The 22343-nt window shown below is 62.4% G+C and carries 15 protein-coding genes and 4 tRNA genes; all 19 read right to left on the bottom strand.

Features of this window, described 5'->3' with window-relative positions; genetic code table 11:
• Window positions 1-56: 56 nt before the first annotated feature.
• Complete coding sequence (gene tuf / locus KHO22_RS24805) at window positions 57-1247, bottom strand: elongation factor Tu (protein WP_211949827.1); 1191 nt, start codon at window positions 1245-1247, stop codon at window positions 57-59.
• Between the two features lie 78 nt (window positions 1248-1325).
• Window positions 1326-3434 (bottom strand): elongation factor G, encoded by a 2109-nt coding sequence (fusA, locus tag KHO22_RS24800; protein ID WP_211949835.1) that lies wholly within the window; start codon window positions 3432-3434, stop codon window positions 1326-1328.
• A 117-nt stretch (window positions 3435-3551) separates the two neighbouring features.
• Window positions 3552-4022 carry a 30S ribosomal protein S7 gene (gene rpsG, locus KHO22_RS24795; RefSeq protein ID WP_010810459.1) on the bottom strand — a complete coding sequence of 157 codons (471 nt, stop codon included), beginning with the start codon at window positions 4020-4022 and terminating at the stop codon, window positions 3552-3554.
• Between the two features lie 207 nt (window positions 4023-4229).
• Window positions 4230-4607: a 30S ribosomal protein S12 gene (rpsL, locus tag KHO22_RS24790; protein ID WP_006576501.1), complete on the bottom strand. Its 378-nt coding sequence runs from the start codon at window positions 4605-4607 to the stop codon at window positions 4230-4232.
• A 332-nt stretch (window positions 4608-4939) separates the two neighbouring features.
• A complete protein-coding gene (gene recQ / locus KHO22_RS24785; RefSeq protein WP_211949834.1) occupies window positions 4940-6787 on the bottom strand; it encodes a DNA helicase RecQ in 1848 nt (615 codons plus the stop codon).
• A 168-nt stretch (window positions 6788-6955) separates the two neighbouring features.
• Window positions 6956-7429 carry an aminoacyl-tRNA deacylase gene (locus tag KHO22_RS24780; RefSeq protein ID WP_211949833.1) on the bottom strand — a complete coding sequence of 158 codons (474 nt, stop codon included), beginning with the start codon at window positions 7427-7429 and terminating at the stop codon, window positions 6956-6958.
• A gap of 252 nt (window positions 7430-7681) precedes the next feature.
• On the bottom strand, window positions 7682-11929 hold the full coding sequence (gene rpoC / locus KHO22_RS24775) for a DNA-directed RNA polymerase subunit beta' (RefSeq protein ID WP_211949832.1): 4248 nt from the start codon (window positions 11927-11929) through the stop codon (window positions 7682-7684).
• A gap of 114 nt (window positions 11930-12043) precedes the next feature.
• A complete protein-coding gene (gene rpoB / locus KHO22_RS24770; RefSeq protein ID WP_211949831.1) occupies window positions 12044-16150 on the bottom strand; it encodes a DNA-directed RNA polymerase subunit beta in 4107 nt (1368 codons plus the stop codon).
• A gap of 417 nt (window positions 16151-16567) precedes the next feature.
• Window positions 16568-16942: a 50S ribosomal protein L7/L12 gene (gene rplL, locus KHO22_RS24765; RefSeq protein WP_011299320.1), complete on the bottom strand. Its 375-nt coding sequence runs from the start codon at window positions 16940-16942 to the stop codon at window positions 16568-16570.
• A gap of 66 nt (window positions 16943-17008) precedes the next feature.
• Window positions 17009-17530 carry a 50S ribosomal protein L10 gene (rplJ, locus tag KHO22_RS24760; protein ID WP_211949830.1) on the bottom strand — a complete coding sequence of 174 codons (522 nt, stop codon included), beginning with the start codon at window positions 17528-17530 and terminating at the stop codon, window positions 17009-17011.
• Window positions 17531-17921: 391 nt separating this feature from the next.
• Window positions 17922-18617, bottom strand: coding sequence for a 50S ribosomal protein L1 (gene rplA / locus KHO22_RS24755; protein WP_011299322.1), 696 nt, complete (start codon window positions 18615-18617; stop codon window positions 17922-17924).
• Entirely contained in the window at window positions 18618-19049 is a 432-nt protein-coding gene (gene rplK / locus KHO22_RS24750; protein ID WP_010810467.1) for a 50S ribosomal protein L11, read from the bottom strand. It abuts the gene before it with no gap.
• Window positions 19050-19210: 161 nt separating this feature from the next.
• Window positions 19211-19792 carry a transcription termination/antitermination protein NusG gene (gene nusG / locus KHO22_RS24745; RefSeq protein WP_211949829.1) on the bottom strand — a complete coding sequence of 194 codons (582 nt, stop codon included), beginning with the start codon at window positions 19790-19792 and terminating at the stop codon, window positions 19211-19213.
• Between the two features lie 10 nt (window positions 19793-19802).
• Window positions 19803-20183 carry a preprotein translocase subunit SecE gene (secE, locus tag KHO22_RS24740; protein ID WP_211949828.1) on the bottom strand — a complete coding sequence of 127 codons (381 nt, stop codon included), beginning with the start codon at window positions 20181-20183 and terminating at the stop codon, window positions 19803-19805.
• A 59-nt stretch (window positions 20184-20242) separates the two neighbouring features.
• A tRNA-Trp gene (locus KHO22_RS24735) sits at window positions 20243-20318 on the bottom strand.
• Between the two features lie 86 nt (window positions 20319-20404).
• Window positions 20405-21595, bottom strand: coding sequence for an elongation factor Tu (gene tuf / locus KHO22_RS24730; RefSeq protein ID WP_211949827.1), 1191 nt, complete (start codon window positions 21593-21595; stop codon window positions 20405-20407).
• A gap of 43 nt (window positions 21596-21638) precedes the next feature.
• Window positions 21639-21713, bottom strand: a tRNA-Thr gene (locus KHO22_RS24725).
• Between the two features lie 40 nt (window positions 21714-21753).
• Window positions 21754-21827, bottom strand: a tRNA-Gly gene (locus tag KHO22_RS24720).
• 50 nt (window positions 21828-21877) lie between these two features.
• Window positions 21878-21963 (bottom strand) — tRNA-Tyr (locus tag KHO22_RS24715).
• Window positions 21964-22343: the final 380 nt, after the last annotated feature.

Here is a 22343-nt window from a genome sequence, read left to right as displayed (position 1 = left end):
GGGCAATGTGCCCGGTTCAAAGGGGACATGCCCACGGGCATGTCCCAGGAAGTTGCTTAGTCGAGGATCTTTGCCACGACACCGGCGCCGACGGTACGGCCACCTTCGCGGATAGCGAAGCGCAGGCCTTCTTCCATGGCGATCGGGGCGATCAGCTTGACGGTGATCGACACGTTGTCACCCGGCATCACCATTTCCTTGTCCGCCGGCAGCTCGATCGAGCCGGTCACGTCGGTGGTACGGAAGTAGAACTGCGGGCGGTAGTTGTTGAAGAACGGGGTGTGACGGCCACCTTCGTCCTTCGACAGAATGTACACCTCGCCGGTGAAGTGGGTGTGCGGCTTGATCGAACCCGGCTTGCACAGCACTTGGCCGCGCTCGACGTCTTCACGCTTGGTGCCGCGCAGCAGCAGACCGACGTTGTCGCCAGCCTGGCCCTGGTCCAGCAGCTTGCGGAACATTTCCACGCCGGTGCAGGTGGTCTTGACCGTCGGCTTGATACCAACGATTTCGATTTCTTCGCCGACCTTGACCACGCCACGCTCGATACGGCCGGTCACCACGGTGCCGCGACCCGAGATCGAGAACACGTCTTCCACCGGCATCAGGAACGTACCGTCCACGGCGCGCTCCGGCGTCGGGATGTAGGTGTCCAGGGCGTCGGCCAGGTTCATGATGGCCACTTCGCCCAGTTCGCCCTTGTCGCCTTCCAGCGCCAGCTTGGCCGAACCCTTGATGATCGGGGTGTCGTCGCCCGGGAAGTCGTACTTCGACAGCAGCTCGCGAACTTCCATCTCGACCAGCTCGAGCAGTTCAGCGTCGTCCACCATGTCGCACTTGTTCAGGAACACGATGATGTACGGCACGCCAACCTGACGGGCCAGCAGGATGTGCTCGCGCGTTTGCGGCATCGGGCCGTCAGCGGCCGAGCAAACCAGGATCGCGCCGTCCATCTGGGCGGCACCCGTGATCATGTTCTTCACATAGTCGGCGTGGCCCGGGCAGTCAACGTGCGCGTAGTGGCGGTTGGCCGTTTCGTACTCGACGTGGGCGGTATTGATGGTAATACCGCGTGCCTTCTCTTCCGGCGCTGCGTCGATTTCGTCGTACTTCTTGGCGGCACCGCCAAACTTGGCTGCCAGCACCGTGGCGATCGCTGCGGTCAGCGTGGTCTTGCCATGGTCAACGTGACCAATCGTACCAACGTTCACGTGCGGCTTAGTCCGCTCGAACTTTTCCTTTGCCATTTTTCAGCTCCTGATAGGAATGCAATCTTGTTGTTTCATCGCGCCGCCGCACCGGCTGGCGCGGCGGCAAACTTCCAATTACTTGCCCTTGGCCGTCATCACGGCTTCGGCGATGTTCTTCGGTGCCTCAGCGTAGTGCTTGAATTCCATGGTGTACGTGGCGCGGCCTTGCGTGGCCGAGCGCAGCGACGTGGAATAACCGAACATCTCCGACAGCGGGACTTCGGCCTTGATGATCTTGCCGCCGCCCACCATGTCGTCCATGCCCTGCACGATGCCGCGGCGGGACGACAGGTCGCCCATCACGGTACCCGTGTAGTCTTCCGGCGTTTCCACTTCCACGGCCATCATCGGCTCGAGCAGAACCGGGCTGGCCTTGCGCATGGCTTCCTTGAAAGCCATCGAGCCGGCCATGCGGAACGCGTTTTCGTTCGAGTCCACGTCGTGGTACGAACCGAACGTAAGCGTGACCTTCACGTCCACCACCGGGAAGCCAGCCAGAATACCGTTCGGCAGCGTGTCGACGATACCCTTTTCGACCGCCGGGATGTATTCGCGAGGAATCACACCGCCCTTGATGGCGTCGATGAACTCGAAGCCCTTGCCCGGCTCTTGCGGTTCCAGCGTGATCACGGCGTGACCGTACTGGCCGCGGCCGCCCGACTGCTTGACGAACTTGCCTTCGACGCCTTCGGCCGTCTTGCGAATGGTTTCGCGGTAGGCCACCTGCGGCGCGCCGATGTTGGCTTCCACGCCGAATTCGCGCTTCATGCGGTCGACCAGAATTTCGAGGTGGAGCTCGCCCATGCCCGAAATGATGGTCTGACCCGATTCTTCATCGGTACGCACGCGGAACGACGGATCTTCAGCGGCCAGGCGGTTCAGGGCGATGCCCATCTTTTCCTGGTCAGCCTTGGTCTTCGGCTCGACAGCCTGCGAGATCACCGGCTCCGGGAACACCATGCGCTCGAGCACAATCGGGGCAGCCGGATCGCACAGCGTATCGCCCGTGGTGGCATCCTTCAGGCCCACCGCAGCGGCGATGTCGCCGGCCAGCACTTCCTTGATTTCTTCGCGCTGGTTGGCGTGCATCTGCAGAATACGGCCGAGGCGTTCCTTCTTGCTCTTGACCGGGTTGTACACGGTGTCGCCCGAATTGATCTTGCCCGAGTAGACGCGGAAGAAGATCAGCTGGCCAACGAACGGGTCGGTCATGATCTTGAACGCCAGTGCCGAGAACTTTTCGTTGTCATCAGCCTTGCGCTCGAGCTTCTTCTCGCTGTCGTCCTCGTCCGTGCCCGTAACCGGCGGAATGTCGACCGGCGACGGCAGGAAGTCGATCACGGCGTCGAGCATGCGCTGCACGCCCTTGTTCTTGAACGCGGTGCCGCACAGCATCGGCTGGATTTCGCAGGCGATGGTACGGTCACGCAGCGCCTTGACGATCTCGGCGCGGGTCAGCTCTTCGCCGCCCAGGTACTTTTCCATCAGCTCTTCGCTGGCTTCGGCGGCGGACTCGACCATCTTCTCGCGCCATTCGTCAGCGGTGGCTTGCAGCTCGGCCGGGATGTCCTGGTACTCGAACTTCACGCCCTGGCTGGCTTCGTCCCAAATGATCGCCTTCATTTCCAGCAGATCGACGACGCCCTGGAAGCCGTCTTCGGCGCCGATCGGCACCACCACGGGCACCGGGTTGGCCTTCAGGCGGGTCTTCAGCTGGTCGTAGACCTTGAAGAAGTTCGCGCCGGTACGGTCCATCTTGTTGACGAATGCCAGACGCGGCACGCCGTACTTGTTGGCCTGACGCCAGACGGTTTCAGACTGCGGCTGCACACCACCCACGGCGCAGTACACCATGCACGCGCCGTCCAGCACGCGCATGGAACGCTCCACCTCGATGGTGAAGTCCACGTGGCCCGGGGTGTCGATGATGTTGAAGCGGTGCTCGGGGTAGTTGCCGCCCATTCCCTTCCAGAAGGCAGTGGTCGCAGCAGACGTGATCGTGATGCCGCGCTCCTGCTCCTGCTCCATCCAGTCCATGGTGGCCGCGCCATCATGCACTTCACCGATCTTGTGGTTCACACCGGTGTAGAACAGGATCCGCTCGGTCGTGGTGGTTTTACCCGCGTCAATGTGAGCCGAAATACCGATGTTACGGTAACGCTCAATAGGAGTCTTACGAGCCACTTTAATCCTCTATTCGTCCATGAGGCGCCGGCATCTCATGCCGCGCGCCCTTAACACAAACGGGCGAGATGTGTACAAACACAGCCCGCCCGGCAACCAACAGTGTTTTCGCGCGCTTTAGAAGCGGAAATGCGAGAACGCCTTGTTGGCTTCGGCCATGCGGTGCACTTCGTCGCGCTTCTTCATCGCGCCGCCACGGCCTTCCGATGCTTCCAGCAGCTCACCTGCCAGGCGCAGCGCCATCGACTTCTCGCTGCGTTTCTTCGCGGCCTCGCGCAACCAACGCATCGCCAATGCCAAACGACGCGACGGACGGACTTCGACCGGAACCTGATAGTTGGCGCCGCCCACGCGACGGCTCTTCACTTCCACCACCGGCTTCACGTTGTTGATCGCAACGGAAAACACTTCGATGGGGGCCTTGCCTGCCTTCTTTTCGATCTGGTCGAACGCGCCGTACACGATACGTTCGGCAACCGACTTCTTGCCGTCCAGCATCAGCACGTTCATGAACTTGGCAACTTCAACGTTACCGAACTTCGGATCAGGCAGAACATCCCGCTTGGGGACTTCACGACGACGTGGCATCTTTTTTCCTTTAGATTCAGTTGAGAGCGCGGTCAATTGTTCCCGCTCTCCGGCCACCAACTAGCTTGCATTCATTTGCAGCAAATTCGCCGGGTGACCACTTACTCGACGGCACGGTGCACAAAAACGCTCCGTTGTACCGCCGCCTGTTGACAGCTGCATGACGAACATCGCCTGCGGCCATCGCTTGTTGCTTGCTCTGAAAGCTTAGGCAGCCTTCGGACGCTTCGCACCGTACTTCGAACGGGCCTGCTTGCGGTCCTTCACGCCTTGCAGGTCCAGCGAGCCACGGACGATGTGGTAACGCACACCCGGCAGATCCTTCACACGGCCGCCGCGGATCAGCACGACCGAGTGTTCCTGCAGGTTGTGGCCTTCACCGCCGATGTACGAAATCACTTCGAAACCGTTGGTCAGGCGCACCTTGGCGACCTTACGCAGTGCCGAGTTCGGCTTCTTCGGCGTCGTGGTGTACACGCGGGTGCACACGCCGCGACGCTGCGGGCAGTTCTCAAGTGCCGGGCTCTTGCTCTTGATGACTTCAGAGACGCGCGGCTTGCGAACCAGTTGGTTGATAGTTGGCATTGTTCAATCCAGCTTGGTTTTACGAAAAACACCCCTCACGCCGGCAGGACCGGGGAAAGAGGCAACTACGGGTTTTGGGCGGGAGAGGTGAGCGGGCGCTCAAGGGAGGGGACTGTGCGGTAACAGCATTCCAAAGAGCGCGAGCCGGCACCCGGATCCCGCATCTGCCGCCGCCGGACTGCAAGAAGTCATCCGGAAGGCTTGCCGGCTGCGGATCAAAGTCCACATATCCGACGGGCGAGCGAAATCCAAAGCCAAAAACTCGAATCTGGCATGGTAGCAGCGGAATCGTATACGGTCAAGCCGTATACCCGACGTGTCACCCGATGTGCCTAGACCCTGCTCAGGGTGTCGACGATGGCCTGGCCGTAGCGCTCGAGCTTGGATGCGCCAATCCCGGGAATGCCTTCCATGGCCGCCAGTGAGTCTGGCGCGGTCCGGGCCAGTTCGGCCAGCGTGGCATCGTGGAAGATGACGTAGGCCGGCACGCCGTGCTCGCGCGCAGCCTCGGTGCGCCACCGGCGCAGCGCTTCCCAGTTGGCCAGCGTGTCGGCGTCCATGTCCGCGGTGTGGTCGGTGCGGGTGCCACGCGCGGCGCGTTCGCCGGACTTGCCTGGCTTCATCGCCTGCCGGCGCAGGATGATCTGCCGCCCCCCCTTGAGCACGTCGCGCGCGCCCTCCCCCAGCAGCAGCGCGCCGTGGCCGCCATGATCGATCACCAGCAAACCCTGGGCGATCAACTGGCGAAAGACGGTGTGCCATTCATGGACCGTGCGGTCCTTGCCGATGCCGAAGGTCGAGACCTTGTCATGGCCCCACTGCTTGATCTTTTCCGAGGCATTGCCACGCAGCACGTCGATCAGGTGGGTGGCACCGAAGTGCAGCCGGCTGGCCTGGCCCGTGCGGTAGACGCACGACAGCGCCATCTGCGCCTCGCGCGTGCCGTCCCAGGTGGCAGGCGGCTCCAGGCAGGTATCGCAATTGCCGCAGGGTTCGCTGGCCTCGTCGAAGTAGGCCAGGATGCGCACGCGCCGACAGCCCGCGGTCTCGCACAATCCCAGCAACGCATCGAGCTTCGACGATGACACGCGCTTGAAGGCATCGTCGGCCTCGGATTCGTCGATCATGCGCTTTTGCTGCACCACGTCGCCGAGACCATAGGCCATCCAGGCATTGGCCGGCAGCCCGTCACGGCCGGCGCGACCGGTTTCCTGGTAGTAGCCCTCCATGCTCTTGGGCAGGTCCAGGTGAGCGACGAAACGTACGTCCGGCTTGTCGATGCCCATGCCGAAAGCGATGGTAGCGACCATCACCACGCCTTCCTCTTCACGAAAGCGCGCCTGGTGACGCTGTCGCGTGGCCGCGTCCATGCCGGCGTGATAGGGCAGCGCATTGACGCCGTGGCCCCGCAGCCACTCGGCGGTGTCCTCCACCTTCTTGCGCGACAGGCAATAGACGATGCCGCTGTCATGCGTGCCATCGGCGGCCGTGTGCTCGGCCTTGATGAAGGCCAGCAACTGCTGCCGGGCATTGTCCTTCTCGACGATCCGGTAGCGGATATTCGGGCGGTCGAAGCTGGAGACGAAGACACGTGCGTCATCAAGCGCCAGGCGTTCGATGATCTCGTCGCGCGTCACCGCGTCGGCCGTGGCGGTCAGCGCGATGCGCGGCACGTGCGGGAAACGCTCGTGCAGCACCGACAGCTGGATGTATTCGGGCCGGAAATCATGGCCCCACTGCGACACGCAGTGCGCCTCGTCGATCGCGAACAGTCCGACACGCGTGCGCTCAAGCAGGTCGAGGAAGCGCGGCGTCATCAGACGCTCCGGCGCGACGTAGAGAACCTCCAGCCGGCCCGCCAGCAGGTCGCGCTCGACCGCGGAAGCCTCTGACCCCGTCAGCGTGGAATTGAGCACGCAGGCGCGCACGCCGGCTTCGGTCAGCGCCGCGACCTGGTCCTGCATCAGCGCGATCAGGGGCGACACCACGATGCCGACGCCCTCGCCGGCACGCTGCCGCAGCAGCGCCGGGATCTGGTAGCACAGCGACTTGCCGCCGCCGGTCGGCATCAGCACCAGGCAATCGCCACCCGATGCGACATGATCGATGATTTCGCCCTGGCGTCCCCGGAAGGCGTGGTAGCCGAAGACATCCTTGAGGATCGCCAGTGCTTGCGACATGGACAACGGAATTGCTGAAGCCGGAAAAGCCGTAACCATACCACTAAGAACGCCGCTGACCGTCCTTGCCGGACCAAGAGTCCGAAGTTTCTTACGTGTGTCGCGATGCCGCAAAGCAAAGCGGCCGGCAAGCGCCGGCCGCCTGGGCCGTCAGGGCGTGATGCCGGTCTACATCATGCGATGCGCGAAGTGCCCGCGCCGCGCGTCGGCCATCAGCGCCATGAACTGCTCGGTGCTCATGTGCACCAGTTCCTGGTGGTCGCCCGCCTCAAAGTAGACGTCCGAATGCGCGAGCAGGCTGTCGTCGAGCCAGGTCTGCGTGCCGTACGCCATGGCAACCGGCGGAATCGCGCCGAGGTCGCAGTCCCTGAAGACTTCGCGCACGCCATCCTCGTGCGCCAGCGACAGCTTGCGGCCGGTCTGCTCGCAGATTTCCGACAGCTTCAGGTGGTGGGTAGAAGGGATCACGGCGGCGACGTAGCCCTTTTCGTCTTCCAGCAGCACCGTCTTGGCCAGGCGATCGCCGGGAATATGCGCGGCGTGGGCAGTGGCCATGCTGCTGAGGCTATACGGATGACGAACGGTGTCGAACTGGGCCTGCCTCTTGTCCAGGCAGCTCGCCAGCGTGGTAGCCATGGTCATGATTGCAACCTCCGACGCGATCATCGCGACAGTTATCCGGGGTGCTAAAACTATAGGTCAGCGAGTGCCCGGCAGATGGCCGGCAGCCGCGACTGTGCCGGTTTCTTTATGCCGCACTGCAACGGCCACGGCGGCGCAGGCTTCCGGTGACCCTGTTACCAGGCGGTCACACCGGATCGCAGACAAAAAAAAAGCCCGGCTGGATCAGCCGGGCTTCCTGTCCGCCTTGGCGGCGGAGCGCTACTGCATGGATCAGACGTTGTCGCCTTCACCCTCGGTCGTCGCCTGCACCACCGGCGGCGGCTCGATGAAGAGCGACTGCTCTTCTTCGGAGATCGCCTGGGCGCGTTCGCGTTCGGCAGCCTCGCGTGCCTTGCGGGCACGGTGGTAGGCCAGGCCGGTACCGGCCGGGATCAGACGGCCCACGATCACGTTTTCCTTCAGACCACGCAGGTCGTCGGTCTTGCCCATGATCGCGGCTTCGGTCAGCACGCGCGTGGTTTCCTGGAACGATGCCGCCGAGATGAAGCTGTCGGTCGACAGCGACGCCTTGGTAATACCCAGCAGCAGGTTCTCGTAGGTCGCCGGACGCTTGCCTTCGGCGATCACGCGATCGTTCTCGTCAAGCAGTTCCGAACGCTCCACCTGTTCACCCGGGATGAACTTGGTGTCGCCCACGTCGGCGACCTGAACACGACGCAGCATCTGGCGAACGATCACCTCGATGTGCTTGTCGTTGATCTTCACGCCCTGCAGACGGTACACGTCCTGGACTTCGTCCACGATGTAGTGCGCCAGCTCTTCGATGCCCTTCAGGCGCAGGATGTCGTGCGGATCCGCCGGACCTTCCACGATCATTTCGCCCTTGTTCACCACCTGGCCGTCGTGCACCAGCACCTGCTTTTCCTTCGCGATCAGGAACTCGTGGGCATTGCCGTCCAGGTCGGTGATGACCAGGCGCTGCTTGCCCTTCGTGTCCTTGCCGAACGAGGTCGTGCCGGTGACTTCCGCCAGCACGGCGGCGTCCTTCGGCGAACGCGCCTCGAACAGCTCGGCCACGCGCGGCAGACCACCGGTAATGTCGCGGGTCTTCTGCGATTCGGTCGGGATACGTGCGAGCACTTCACCGACGTGAACCTGCTGGCCGTCCTTCACGGTAATCAGCGCGCCAACCTGGAAGCCGATGGTCACGGAGTGGTCCGTGCCCGGGATCTTGACTTCCTGGCCGTTCGCGTCGAGCAGCTTCACCTGCGGGCGAATGCCCTTGGTGGCAGCCGTGCGGCGCTTGGCGTCGATCACCACGAGGGTCGACAGGCCGGTGACTTCGTCCATCTGCTTGGCGACGGTCACGCCTTCTTCGACGTTCTCGAACTTGGTCGTACCGGTGTATTCCGAAACGATCGGGCGCGTCAGCGCGTCCCACGTGGCCAGCTGCGTGCCAGCCTTGATGGCCTGGCCGTCCTGCACCAGCAGCGTGGCGCCGTACGGGATCTTGTGGCGCTCGCGCTCGCGGCCATGGTCGTCGGTGATCAGCGCCTCGCCCGAACGCGAGATGACGATCAGCTCGCCCTTCGCATTGGTCACATAGCGCATGGTCGCCGTGAAACGCACGGTACCGGTTGCCTTCGCTTCCACGCTCGACGCCACTGCCGCACGCGATGCCGCACCACCGATGTGGAACGTACGCATGGTCAGCTGCGTGCCCGGCTCGCCGATCGACTGGGCGGCAATCACGCCAACCGCTTCGCCGGAGTTCACCAGTACGCCGCGGCCCAGGTCGCGGCCATAGCACTTGCCGCACAGGCCGTAGCGCGTATCGCACGACAGCGGAGTGCGCACCTTGACTTCGTCCACGCCAAGAGCGTCGATCAGGTCGACCAGGTCTTCGTCCAGCAGCGTGCCGGTTTCGATCGCGGTTTCCTGGGTTTCAGGGTTCACCACGTCGGCCACGGTCACACGGCCCAGAATACGGTCGCGCAGGGCTTCGATCACTTCACCGCCTTCGACCAGGGCCTTCATGGCCACGCCGTTGGAGGTGCCGCAATCATCTTCCACCACGACCAGATCCTGCGTCACGTCGACCAGACGACGGGTCAGGTAACCCGAGTTCGCGGTCTTCAGTGCCGTATCGGCCAGGCCCTTACGTGCGCCGTGGGTCGAGATGAAGTACTGCAGAACGTTCAGGCCTTCACGGAAATTCGCCGTAATCGGCGTTTCAATGATCGAGCCATCCGGCTTGGCCATCAGGCCACGCATACCGGCAAGCTGGCGGATCTGCGCGGCGGAACCCCGTGCGCCAGAGTCGGCCATCATGTAGATGGAGTTGAACGACTCCTGCTTGACGGTGTTGCCGTTGCGGTCGACCACGTCTTCGTGCTGGAGCTGCTCCATCATCGCCTTGCCCACCTGGTCGCCGGCGGCGCCCCAGATGTCCACGACGTTGTTGTAACGCTCCTGGTCCGTCACCAGACCCGACATGTACTGCTTGTCGTATTCCTTCACCTTGGCCGAGGCCTCGGAGATGATCTTCTCCTTCAGCGGGGGCACCAGCATGTCGTCGATCGCGATCGAGATACCGGCACGCGTAGCCAGGCGGAAGCCCGACTGCAGCAGCTTGTCGGCAAAGATCACGGTCTCGCGCAGGCCGCACTTGCGGAACGCGGTGTTGATCAGGCGCGAGATTTCCTTCTTCTTCAGCGGCTTGTTCAGCACCGAGAACGGCAGCCCCTTCGGCAGGATCTCCGACAGGATCGAGCGGCCGACCGTGGTCGCCTGCAGCGTGGTCTTCGGCGCGAAACGCGCGTCGCCCTCGGCGTCCTTGTCGACCAGCTCATACTCGGTGATACGCACGTTCACGCGGGAAGCCAGTTCGACTTCCTTGTTCTCGTAGGCGCGGATCACTTCGCTGATGTCGGCAAAGGTCATGCCCTCGCCCTTGCCGTTGATCTTGTCCCGGGTCGTGTAGTACAGACCCAGCACCACGTCTTGCGACGGCACGATCGACGGGTCACCGTTGGCCGGGAACAGCACGTTGTTGGAGGCCAGCATCAGGGTGCGGGCTTCCATCTGCGCTTCCAGCGACAGCGGGACGTGAACAGCCATCTGGTCACCGTCGAAGTCGGCGTTGAACGCCGCGCAGACCAGCGGGTGCAGCTGGATGGCCTTGCCTTCGATCAGCACCGGCTCGAACGCCTGAATGCCCAGGCGGTGCAGCGTCGGCGCGCGGTTCAGCATCACCGGGTGCTCGCGGATCACCTCTTCGAGGATGTCCCACACCACCGGCGTCTGGCTTTCGACTTCCTTCTTCGCCGCCTTGATCGTGGTGGCGATGCCCATCGTTTCCAGCTTGTGGAAGATGAACGGCTTGAACAGCTCGAGCGCCATCAGCTTGGGCAGACCGCACTGGTGCAGCTTGAGCGTCGGGCCCACCACGATGACCGAACGGCCCGAGTAGTCGACGCGCTTGCCCAGCAGGTTCTGACGGAAACGGCCGCCCTTGCCCTTGATCATTTCGGCCAGGGACTTCAGCGGACGCTTGTTGGCGCCGGTCATCGCCTTGCCGCGACGGCCGTTGTCCAGCAGCGAGTCAACCGCTTCCTGCAGCATGCGCTTTTCGTTGCGCACGATGATCTCAGGCGCCTTCAGCTCCAGCAGGCGCTTCAGGCGGTTGTTACGGTTGATGACGCGGCGATACAGGTCGTTCAGGTCCGAGGTCGCGAAGCGGCCGCCGTCCAGCGGCACCAGCGGGCGCAGCTCGGGCGGGAGCACCGGCAGCACTTCGAGGATCATCCACTCGGGCTTGATGCCCGAACGCTGGAAGGCCTCGAGCACCTTCAGGCGCTTGGCAAACTTCTTGATCTTGGCTTCGGAGCCGGTGGCCTGCAGTTCGGCGCGGATCTGTTCGATCTGCTTCTCGATGTCGATGCCGCGCAGCAGTTCACGGATGCCCTCGGCACCCATCATGGCGACGAACTCGCCCTCGCCGTACTCGTCGCACTTCGCCAGGTAGTCGTCTTCCGACATGATCTGGCTCTTCTTGAGCGGGGTCATGCCAGGTTCGAGCACCACGAATGCCTCGAAGTACAGCACGCGCTCGATGTCGCGCAGCGTCATGTCCAGGACCATGCCCAGACGCGACGGCAGCGACTTCAGGAACCAGATGTGCGCGGTCGGTGCGGCCAGTTCGATGTGACCCATGCGCTCGCGGCGCACCTTGGCCAGCGTCACTTCAACGCCGCACTTCTCGCAGATGACGCCGCGGTGCTTCAGGCGCTTGTACTTGCCGCACAGGCACTCGTAGTCCTTGATCGGGCCGAAGATCTTGGCGCAGAAGAGGCCGTCGCGTTCCGGCTTGAACGTACGGTAGTTGATCGTTTCCGGCTTCTTCACTTCGCCATACGACCACGAACGGATCTTGTCGGGCGATGCCAGGCCGATCTTGATCGCGTCGAACTGCTCTTCCTGCTGTACCTGCTTAAAGAGATCGAGCAATGCTTTCATTGCAACTCCTTGTTTCGCCGCTGCTCCGGAGTCTGTCCGGAGTAGCGGCATTCAATCCTGTGGGAAATCCTGCGCTGGTGGGCGCCCGCCGTGGCCGGCGCCCGATCGTCTCGATCAGTAGCGATCGAGGTCGATGTCGATACCCAGCGAGCGGATTTCCTTCACCAGCACGTTGAACGATTCCGGCATGCCGGCATCGATCGAGTGCTCGCCCTTGACGATGTTTTCGTACACCTTGGTACGGCCGTTCACGTCATCGGACTTGACGGTCAGCATTTCCTGCAGCACGTACGATGCGCCGTACGCTTCCAGCGCCCACACTTCCATCTCACCGAAACGCTGACCACCGAACTGCGCCTTACCACCCAGCGGCTGCTGCGTGACGAGCGAGTACGGGCCGGTCGAACGCGCGTGCATCTTGTCGTCGACCAGGTGGTGCAGCTTCAGCATGTGCATCACGCCCAGCGTGACCGGACGCTCGAACGCTTCACCGGTGCGGCCGTCGAACAGCGTGACCTGCTGCTTGGAAGCGGTCAGGCCCTTCTCCTTCGCGATCTCTTCCGGGTAGGCGAGGTCCAGCATGCGGCGGATCTCGTCCTCATGCGCACCATCGAACACCGGCGTCGCGAACGGCACGCCCTTCTTCAGGTTCTCGGCCAGTTCCAGGACTTCCGAATCCGACAGGCTATCGAGGTCTTCGACCTTGCCGCTCTCGTTGTAGATCTGCGTGAGCAGCTTGCGCAATTCGGCTGCCTTGGCTTGCGCCTTCAGCATGTTGCCGATGCGCTCGCCGAGACCGCGTGCGGCCCAGCCCAGGTGCGTCTCGAGAATCTGGCCCACGTTCATCCGCGAAGGCACGCCCAGCGGGTTCAGCACGATGTCGGCGGGAGTACCGTCGGCCATGTAGGGCATGTCTTCGATCGGGGTGATCTTGGACACGACGCCCTTGTTGCCGTGACGGCCTGCCATCTTGTCGCCAGGCTGCAGGCGGCGCTTGACGGCCAGGTACACCTTGACCATCTTGATCACGCCCGGCGGCAGTTCGTCGCCCTGCGTGAGCTTCTTGCGCTTCTCTTCGAAGGCCAGGTCGAACTCGTGGCGCTTCTGCTCGATGGCTTCCTTGACGGCTTCCAGCTGGGCAGCGACTTCCTCGTCGGCCGGACGAATGTCGAACCAGTGGTACTTGTCGATGTCCGCCAGGTATTCCTTGGTCAGCTTCGCACCCTTGGCCAGCTTCTTCGGACCGCCGTTGACAGTCTTGTCAACGAGCAGACGCTCCAGACGCTGGAAAGCGTCGCCTTCCACGATACGCAGCTGGTCGTTCAGGTCCAGACGGTAGCGCTTCAGTTCGTCGTCGATGATCGACTGGGCACGCTTGTCGCGGGTCACGCCTTCGCGGGTGAAGACCTGGACGTCGATCACGATGCCGCTCATGCCCGACGGCACGCGCAGCGAGGTGTCCTTCACGTCCGAAGCCTTCTCGCCGAAGATTGCGCGCAGCAGCTTCTCTTCCGGCGTCAGCTGGGTCTCGCCCTTCGGCGTGACCTTGCCCACCAGCACGTCGCCGGCTTCGACTTCGGCGCCGATGTAGGTGATGCCCGACTCGTCCAGGCGAGCCAGCTGGGCTTCGGCCAGGTTCGAGATGTCGCGCGTGATTTCTTCAGGTCCGAGCTTGGTGTCGCGGGCAACGACCGACAGTTCCTCGATGTGGATCGAGGTATAGCGGTCTTCAGCCACCACGCGCTCCGAGATCAGGATCGAATCCTCGAAGTTGTAGCCGTTCCAGGGCATGAACGCGACCAGCATGTTCTGGCCGAGCGCGAGCTCGCCCAAGTCGGTCGAGGCGCCATCGGCCACCACGTCGCCGCGTGCCACGTGGTCGCCCACCTTGACCATCGGACGCTGGTTGATGTTCGTGTTCTGGTTCGAACGCGTGTACTTGATCAGGTTGTAGATGTCCACGCCGACTTCACCGGCCACGGCTTCGTCGTCGTTCACGCGGATCACGATACGCATCGCGTCGACGTAGTCGACCACGCCGCCACGCATCGCCTGCACGGCCGTACCCGAGTCGACCGCAACGGTGCGCTCGATGCCGGTGCCGACCAGCGGCTTGTCCGGACGCAGGCAAGGCACGGCCTGGCGCTGCATGTTGGCGCCCATCAGTGCACGGTTCGCGTCATCGTGTTCCAGGAACGGCACCAGCGAGGCAGCGGCCGACACGATCTGCGACGGCGCCACGTCGATGTACTGCACGCGGTCCGGCGTCACCATGCGGGTTTCCCGCTCGGAGCCTTCACGCGACGACACCAGTTCGTCGGTGAGGTTGCCTTCGGCATCGACGGTCGCGTTAGCCTGGGCCACCACGTACTTGCCTTCCTCGATCGCCGACAGGTAGTCGACCTGGTCGGTCAGCTTGCTGTTCTCGACCTTGCGGTACGGGGTTTCCAGGAAACCGTACTCGTTCAGGCGGGCGTACAGTGCCAGCGAGTTGATCAGGCCAATGTTCGGACCTTCCGGCGTTTCGATCGGGCACACGCGGCCATAGTGGGTCGGGTGCACGTCGCGGACTTCAAAGCCCGCGCGCTCGCGCGTCAGGCCGCCCGGGCCCAGTGCGGAGACACGGCGCTTGTGCGTGATCTCGGACAGCGGGTTGGTCTGGTCCATGAACTGCGACAGCTGCGACGAACCGAAGAACTCGCGGATCGCCGACGAGATCGGCTTCGAGTTGATCAGGTCGTGCGGCATCAGGTTCTCGGTCTCGGCCTGGCCCAGACGCTCCTTGACGGCGCGCTCCACGCGCGACAGGCCGGCACGGAACTGGTTCTCCGCCAGTTCGCCGACGCAACGCACGCGGCGGTTGCCCAAGTGGTCGATGTCATCGACCTCGCCCTTGCCGTTGCGCAGGTTGACCAGGATCTTGATGGTCTCGAGGATGTCCTCGTCCTGCAGCACCATGCTGCCCTCGCCGCTCGGGCGCGACAGACGGCTGTTGACCTTCATGCGGCCAACGCGCGACAGGTCATACGACTCTTCGCTGTAGAACAGGCGCTGGAACAGCGCTTCCACGGCGTCTTCGGTCGGCGGTTCGCCCGGGCGCATCATGCGGTAGATCGCGATACGCGCAGCGGTCTGGTCGGCGGTCTCGTCCACGCGCAGGGTCTGCGACATGTACGGGCCCTGGTCCAGGTCGTTCGTGTACAGCGTCTGGATCTGCTTGACGCCGGCTTCACGCAGGTTTTCGAGGACCGTCTCGGTCAGTTCGTCGTTGGCGTTGGCGATCACCTCGCCGGTATCCGGGTCGATGATGTTCTTCGCCAGCACGCGGCCCACCAGGTAGTCTTCCGGCACGCTGATCAGCTTGGTGCCGGCCGAGTCCAGGTCACGGATGTGCTTGGCGTTGATGCGCTTGTCCTTCTCGACCACGACACGGCCGTTCTTGTCGGCGATGTCGAAGCGCGCGACTTCACCGCGCAGGCGCTCGGGCACGAACTCCAGCTGCGCGCCTTCCGACTGCAGCGTGAAGTTGTCGAACACGAAGAAGTGCGCGAGGATCTGCTCCGGCGTCAGGCCGATCGACTTCAGCAGGATCGTCACCGGCATCTTGCGGCGGCGGTCGACGCGGAAGTACAGGATGTCCTTCGGGTCGAACTCGAAGTCCAGCCACGAACCGCGGTAGGGAATGATACGAGCAGAGAACAGCAGCTTGCCCGAGCTGTGGGTCTTGCCCTTGTCGTGCTCGAAGAACACGCCCGGCGAGCGGTGCAGCTGCGACACGATGACACGCTCGGTGCCGTTGATCACAAACGAACCGGTGGAAGTCATGAGCGGGATTTCGCCCATGTAGACTTCCTGCTCCTTCACTTCCTTCACCTTGCCCGGGTTCTCGCGATCGTTGATGATCAGGCGAACCTTCGCGCGCAGGGCCGAGTGGAACGTCAGGCCACGCTGCTGGCATTCCTTGACGTCGAACGGCGGGTTAGACAGGTGATACGAGACAAACTCCATACGGGCAAGCCCGTTATGGGAGGCAATCGGGAAAATCGCGTTGAAAGCGGCCTGCAGGCCTTCGGTCTTGCGACGCGCGGTCGGCGTTTCCGCTTGCAAGAACTGGGTGTAGGATTCAATCTGGGTTGCGAGCAGGAATGGAACCTGATGAACCGTCGCGCGCTTCGCAAAGGATTTGCGAATGCGCTTCTTTTCGGTGAAGCTGTACGCCATGGGATCTCCGAATCATCGCAGGGCAGCTGGACCTGGCCGCGCCTGAGGTGTTCAGCGACTGGGAGGGGATTTGGCGGTTGGCCGCTACCAACCTCTGGCTGACGGTGTCCGCACGCTGCGGGCGGTGTGGTCAATGCATCGGCGCAAAGCCTGCACTCGCCCGGGGGACACCCGACCAAACTTGTCTTCTGCAGTCGGTTCAGAAGACAAACATCAGCAGCAACACGTTAGTTTGCCACTGATGTTTGGCGTCTGCTGAGACATCGGGGATTTATCCCGGCTCACGCAACCCGTACATCACATTTCACTGCGGCGAGTGGACGATCAAACACACTCGCACAAGCGCAAAAAGGCTGGCGCCGGGAGTTTCCCTTTGCCAGCCCCGTTCGCGTGCCGAAAAGGCACGCGAGACATGCATTACTTGACGTCGACCTTCGCGCCAGCGTCTTCCAGCTTCTTCTTGGCTTCGGCAGCAGCAGCCTTGTCCACGCCTTCCTTGACGGCCTTCGGTGCGCCATCGACCAGGTCCTTGGCTTCCTTCAGGCCCAGACCGGTGATTTCGCGAACGGCCTTGATCACGCCAACCTTGTTAGCGCCGACTTCGGCCAGGATCACGTTGAACTCGGTCTGTTCTTCGGCAGCAGCAGCACCGCCAGCGCCCGGGGCAGCAGCCACGGCCATAGCAGCGGCGGACACGCCAAACTTCTCTTCGAACGCCTTGACCAGGTCGTTCAGTTCCATCACGGACATCGCGCCAACGGCTTCCAGGATGTCGTCTTTAGTGATTGCCATTTGGATTACTCCTAAATTTGATTCGGTATCGGTATTGCGATCGGTATGCCCGATCTGTACGCAGCCTTAAGCAGCCGGGGCTTCCGCTTCCGCGGGAGCGCCTTCGCTCTTCTTGGCAGCCAGGGCGGCCAGCAGACGGGCAAAGCCCGACACCGGTGCCTGCATTACGCCAAGCAGCTGAGCAATCAGTTCGTCGCGGCTCGGGATCGAGGCCAGCGCCTTGACGGCGGCAGCATCGAGCACACGGCCGTCATACGACCCAGCGCGCAGGACCAGCTTGTCGTTGGTCTTGGCAAAGTCGTTGAGAACCTTGGCCGAGGCCACTGCATCTTCGGAAATACCGTAGATCAGCGGACCGGTCATTTGCTCTGCGAGGCCAGCAAACGGCGTACCTTCCACAGCGCGGCGGGCCAGCGTGTTCTTCAGAACGCGCAGGTAGACGCCTTGCTGGCGGGCGGTAGCACGCAGCTTGGTCAGATCGCCAACCGCGATGCCGCGATATTCGGCGACGACGATGGTCTGGGCTTTGGCGACTTGCGCCGAAACCTCAGCAACGACGGCCTTCTTATCTTCAATATTGAGTGGCACGGTTTAGCTCCAAAACGATGCTTGTCTTGCGACGCGCATCAGTCCATACGAACGGCGACCGATTGGCCCGAATCACCCGGGTCTGGCCCGGCTTCATCAATCCCTTCGGGTGCGCCATCTGCGCTGGCGGGCCGGAGATCGTCGCGATGGGTTGCCCCGACGCGCACGTACCGTCCGATTAAGCCCACGCTCCCTGACAACAGCAGCGCGGACACCAGCGGTCTTTGATAACCAGCAATACCTGCCGGGGGCTTGCGCCTGCGGCGGGCACCACTGCCCAAAGCCTTGCTCCATTCCTTGCGGTCCGGAGACAGTTCCTGCCGTCGGCAGGAACCTTCTATTCTTTCGCTGACCGGCGTTATCGGGTTCCGGTCAACCGAGTGCCGTCAGCTCAGGCCGACAGCGAAGCCTGCTCGACACGCACGCCAACACCCATGGTCGACGACACAGCGATCTTGCGCAGGTACACGCCCTTGCTCGTAGCCGGCTTGGCCTTGACCAGAGCGTCCAGCAGTGCTGCCAGGTTGCTCTTCAGAGCGGTGTCTTCAAACGAACGACGACCGATGGTGGCGTGGATGATGCCGGCCTTGTCGACGCGGAACTGAACCTGACCGGCCTTGGCGTTCTTCACAGCCTGGGCGACGTCCGGGGTCACGGTGCCAACCTTCGGGTTCGGCATCAGGCCGCGCGGGCCCAGGATCTGACCCAGCGTACCGACGATACGCATCGTGTCCGGCGAAGCGATCACGACGTCGAAGTTCAGGTTACCGGCCTTGACTTGCTCAGCCAGGTCTTCCATGCCAACGATGTCGGCACCGGCGGCCTTGGCGGCCTCGGCCTTGTCGCCCTGGGCGAACACAGCCACGCGCACCGACTTGCCGGTACCGGCAGGCAGCACCACGGAGCCGCGAACCACCTGGTCCGACTTCTTGGCATCGATGCCCAGTTGCACGGCCACGTCGATCGACTCGTCGAACTTCGCCGAGGCGCAGCCCTTCACCAGGCCCAGGGCCTCGTCGATCGGGTAGAACTTGGTACGCTCGATCTTTGCCTTGTTGGCAGCGACGCGCTTGGAAACCTTAGCCATTTACAGACCCTCCACGGTGATGCCCATCGAACGAGCCGAACCGGCGATGGTACGCACGGCGGCGTCCAGATCGGCGGCGGTCAGGTCAGCGTTCTTGGCCTTGGCGATTTCTTCAGCCTGGGCGCGGGTGATCTTGCCGACCTTGTCGGTGTGCGGCTTCGGCGAACCCTTGGTGATGCCGGCGGCCTTCTTGATCAGCACGGTCGCGGGCGGCGACTTCATCACGAAGGTGAAGCTCTTGTCGGCGAAGGCGGTAATCACCACCGGCACCGGCAGACCGGGTTCCATACCCTGGGTCTGGGCGTTGAACGCCTTGCAGAACTCCATGATGTTCAGACCGCGCTGACCCAGTGCGGGACCAACGGGCGGGGAGGGATTTGCCTTACCAGCCGGAATCTGCAGCTTGATAAAGCCAATGATCTTCTTGGCCATCTCTACTCCAATCCAGATCACTCCGTTTCACGGAGATGATCCTGTTGAGTCGTAACGCGCTGTCGCCGCACTGTCTGCGCGGCCTCACGCTCCTCTTGGCTCAGCCGCTTGGCTGTGCCTTTGCTGGTTGCTCGCTTTGCCGCGGGCAACCAGCAAATTCCTTACACCTTCTCGACCTGACCGAACTCGAGTTCGACCGGTGTGGCGCGCCCGAAGATCGTGACCGAAACGCGCAGGCGCGATTTCTCGTAGTTCACTTCTTCCACGTTGCCGTTGAAGTCGGTGAACGGACCGTCCTTGACGCGCACCATTTCGCCCACTTCGAACAGCGTCTTGGGACGCGGCTTCTCGACCCCTTCCTGCATCTGGGTCATGATCTTGTCGACCTCGCGCTGCGAGATCGGGCTCGGGCGGTTGCGGGCACCACCCACGAAACCGGTCACTTTGCTGGTGTTCTTCACCAGGTGCCAGGTTTCGTCGGTCATTTCCATCTCGACCAGGACATAGCCCGGGAAGAAACGACGCTCGGTGACCGACTTGTGGCCACCCTTGATTTCCACGACTTCTTCCGAAGGCACCAGGATGCGGCCAAACTTGTCCTGCATCTCGGCGCGCTCGATGCGCTCCTGCAGCGCGCGCTGCACGCTCTTCTCCATACCGGAGTATGCGTGCACGACATACCAGCGCTTCTTCGACGAAGGCGATTCCGCGGCGATGTTTTCCTGCTGGGCGTTATCCGTCATGCGCTACCTCTTATTTCCAGCCCAGTACGAGCGAAAAGATGACCCACTCGATGAGCTTGTCTGCCGACCACAGGAACAAGGCCATGACCACGACGAAGGCGAACACCAGACCTGTCATTTGTCCGGCTTCCTTGCGCGTCGGCCAGACGACCTTGCGAACTTCCCGGTACGATTCCTTGGCGAAGCCAATGAAATCCTTACCCGGCACCGACACCAGCGCAACGACAACGCCCAGCGCGATACCTGCGAACAGCGCGGCGCCACGTACATAAGACGGTTGCTGTGCCAGTGCATAGAAACCGATGACGCCGGCAACCACAAGCATGACCGCGACGCCAAGCAACCACTTGCCGCTGTTGGCGTTTACGGTTTCGACATTGGGATTGGCCATGTTTCGCAAACGAGACTAAGCCGCGTCACGAAGGATTTTCGCGACGCGGCTGATTGATTTGGCAGGGGCAGAGGGAATCGAACCCCCAACCTTCGGTTTTGGAGACCGACGCTCTGCCAGTTGAGCTATACCCCTAAAACTACTGCGAGGTCAGCAATGAAGCCAACCCCTCTGGCAACGAACGCGACCGGTTGGTGCCGCGTTCGCCTGATGCTGCGTGCTTAGTCGAGGATCTTTGCCACGACACCGGCGCCGACGGTACGGCCACCTTCGCGGATAGCGAAGCGCAGGCCTTCTTCCATGGCGATCGGGGCGATCAGCTTGACGGTGATCGACACGTTGTCACCCGGCATCACCATTTCCTTGTCCGCCGGCAGCTCGATCGAGCCGGTCACGTCGGTGGTACGGAAGTAGAACTGCGGGCGGTAGTTGTTGAAGAACGGGGTGTGACGGCCACCTTCGTCCTTCGACAGAATGTACACCTCGCCGGTGAAGTGGGTGTGCGGCTTGATCGAACCCGGCTTGCACAGCACTTGGCCGCGCTCGACGTCTTCACGCTTGGTGCCGCGCAGCAGCAGACCGACGTTGTCGCCAGCCTGGCCCTGGTCCAGCAGCTTGCGGAACATTTCCACGCCGGTGCAGGTGGTCTTGACCGTCGGCTTGATACCAACGATTTCGATTTCTTCGCCGACCTTGACCACGCCACGCTCGATACGGCCGGTCACCACGGTGCCGCGACCCGAGATCGAGAACACGTCTTCCACCGGCATCAGGAACGTACCGTCCACGGCGCGCTCCGGCGTCGGGATGTAGGTGTCCAGGGCGTCGGCCAGGTTCATGATGGCCACTTCGCCCAGTTCGCCCTTGTCGCCTTCCAGCGCCAGCTTGGCCGAACCCTTGATGATCGGGGTGTCGTCGCCCGGGAAGTCGTACTTCGACAGCAGCTCGCGAACTTCCATCTCGACCAGCTCGAGCAGTTCAGCGTCGTCCACCATGTCGCACTTGTTCAGGAACACGATGATGTACGGCACGCCAACCTGACGGGCCAGCAGGATGTGCTCGCGCGTTTGCGGCATCGGGCCGTCAGCGGCCGAGCAAACCAGGATCGCGCCGTCCATCTGGGCGGCACCCGTGATCATGTTCTTCACATAGTCGGCGTGGCCCGGGCAGTCAACGTGCGCGTAGTGGCGGTTGGCCGTTTCGTACTCGACGTGGGCGGTATTGATGGTAATACCGCGTGCCTTCTCTTCCGGCGCTGCGTCGATTTCGTCGTACTTCTTGGCGGCACCGCCAAACTTGGCTGCCAGCACCGTGGCGATCGCTGCGGTCAGCGTGGTCTTGCCATGGTCAACGTGACCAATCGTACCAACGTTCACGTGCGGCTTAGTCCGCTCGAACTTTTCCTTTGCCATTTCACGACTCCTGTGTCGGCAGCGATATTGCCAGTGCGGTATTTGGTGCCCATGGGCAGGATCGAACTGCCGACCTCTCCCTTACCAAGGGAGTGCTCTACCACTGAGCCACATGGGCAAAACTAGACGTACTACTTGTCGACAGCAACCACGCGATTTGGAGCGGGTGAAGGGAATCGAACCCTCGTCATAAGCTTGGAAGGCTTCTGCTCTACCATTGAGCTACACCCGCCCGGTTCTTTCTGCTTCACCGGCCTGATAGCCGGTCACTGTCTTGCATTCTGGTGGAGAGGGCTGGATTCGAACCAGCGTAGGCGTAAGCCAACAGATTTACAGTCTGCCCCCTTTAGCCACTCGGGCACCTCTCCGCAGAGAACTATCGATTATGGGACCTCTCGCCTCGCCTGTCAAGCACTTTCCGTTGCGGAGTGTATCGACCGGACCATCGAGCTGGCCACTGCCAGGCGATCTGACGCCGACTATGGCAACCCACAAACACAGTTTGAATTTCTGCGTTCTCACCCTATAGGGAGGCGCGTATCGGGGCTCTGCAGGCCGCTGGAGACGACCTGACGGGCCTCCTCAGAACAGCCGAAGACGCTGCGGTGCACACGGCGTTTCCCGGCACTTGGGGGAAGCCACAAAGCAAAAACCCCTCGCAGCACACGCTGTCGAGGGGTTTTGCATTGTAAGAGCCTGGCGATGACCTACTTTCACACGGGTAATCCGCACTATCATCGGCGCGGAG

The organism is Cupriavidus yeoncheonensis, assembly GCF_905397275.1.
GTDB classification, from domain to species: domain Bacteria; phylum Pseudomonadota; class Gammaproteobacteria; order Burkholderiales; family Burkholderiaceae; genus Cupriavidus; species Cupriavidus yeoncheonensis.
The sequence above is the reverse complement of the archived record's forward strand: the minus strand, read 5'-3'. Positions and strand labels throughout refer to the sequence as shown.

Bases quoted from the DNA above. Each gene is read 5' to 3' on its own strand.
- tuf (WP_211949827.1), bottom strand. From the start codon at position 1,247: ATGGCAAAGGAAAAGTTCGAGCGGACTAAGCCGCACGTGAACGTTGGT.
- rpsG (WP_010810459.1), bottom strand. From the start codon at position 4,022: ATGCCACGTCGTCGTGAAGTCCCCAAGCGGGATGTTCTGCCTGATCCG.
- rpsL (WP_006576501.1), bottom strand. From the start codon at position 4,607: ATGCCAACTATCAACCAACTGGTTCGCAAGCCGCGCGTCTCTGAAGTC.
- recQ (WP_211949834.1), bottom strand. From the start codon at position 6,787: ATGTCGCAAGCACTGGCGATCCTCAAGGATGTCTTCGGCTACCACGCC.
- KHO22_RS24780 (WP_211949833.1), bottom strand. From the start codon at position 7,429: ATGACCATGGCTACCACGCTGGCGAGCTGCCTGGACAAGAGGCAGGCC.
- rpoC (WP_211949832.1), bottom strand. From the start codon at position 11,929: ATGAAAGCATTGCTCGATCTCTTTAAGCAGGTACAGCAGGAAGAGCAG.
- rpoB (WP_211949831.1), bottom strand. From the start codon at position 16,150: ATGGCGTACAGCTTCACCGAAAAGAAGCGCATTCGCAAATCCTTTGCG.
- rplL (WP_011299320.1), bottom strand. From the start codon at position 16,942: ATGGCAATCACTAAAGACGACATCCTGGAAGCCGTTGGCGCGATGTCC.
- rplA (WP_011299322.1), bottom strand. From the start codon at position 18,617: ATGGCTAAGGTTTCCAAGCGCGTCGCTGCCAACAAGGCAAAGATCGAG.
- rplK (WP_010810467.1), bottom strand. From the start codon at position 19,049: ATGGCCAAGAAGATCATTGGCTTTATCAAGCTGCAGATTCCGGCTGGT.
- nusG (WP_211949829.1), bottom strand. From the start codon at position 19,792: ATGACGGATAACGCCCAGCAGGAAAACATCGCCGCGGAATCGCCTTCG.
- secE (WP_211949828.1), bottom strand. From the start codon at position 20,183: ATGGCCAATCCCAATGTCGAAACCGTAAACGCCAACAGCGGCAAGTGG.
- tuf (WP_211949827.1), bottom strand. From the start codon at position 21,595: ATGGCAAAGGAAAAGTTCGAGCGGACTAAGCCGCACGTGAACGTTGGT.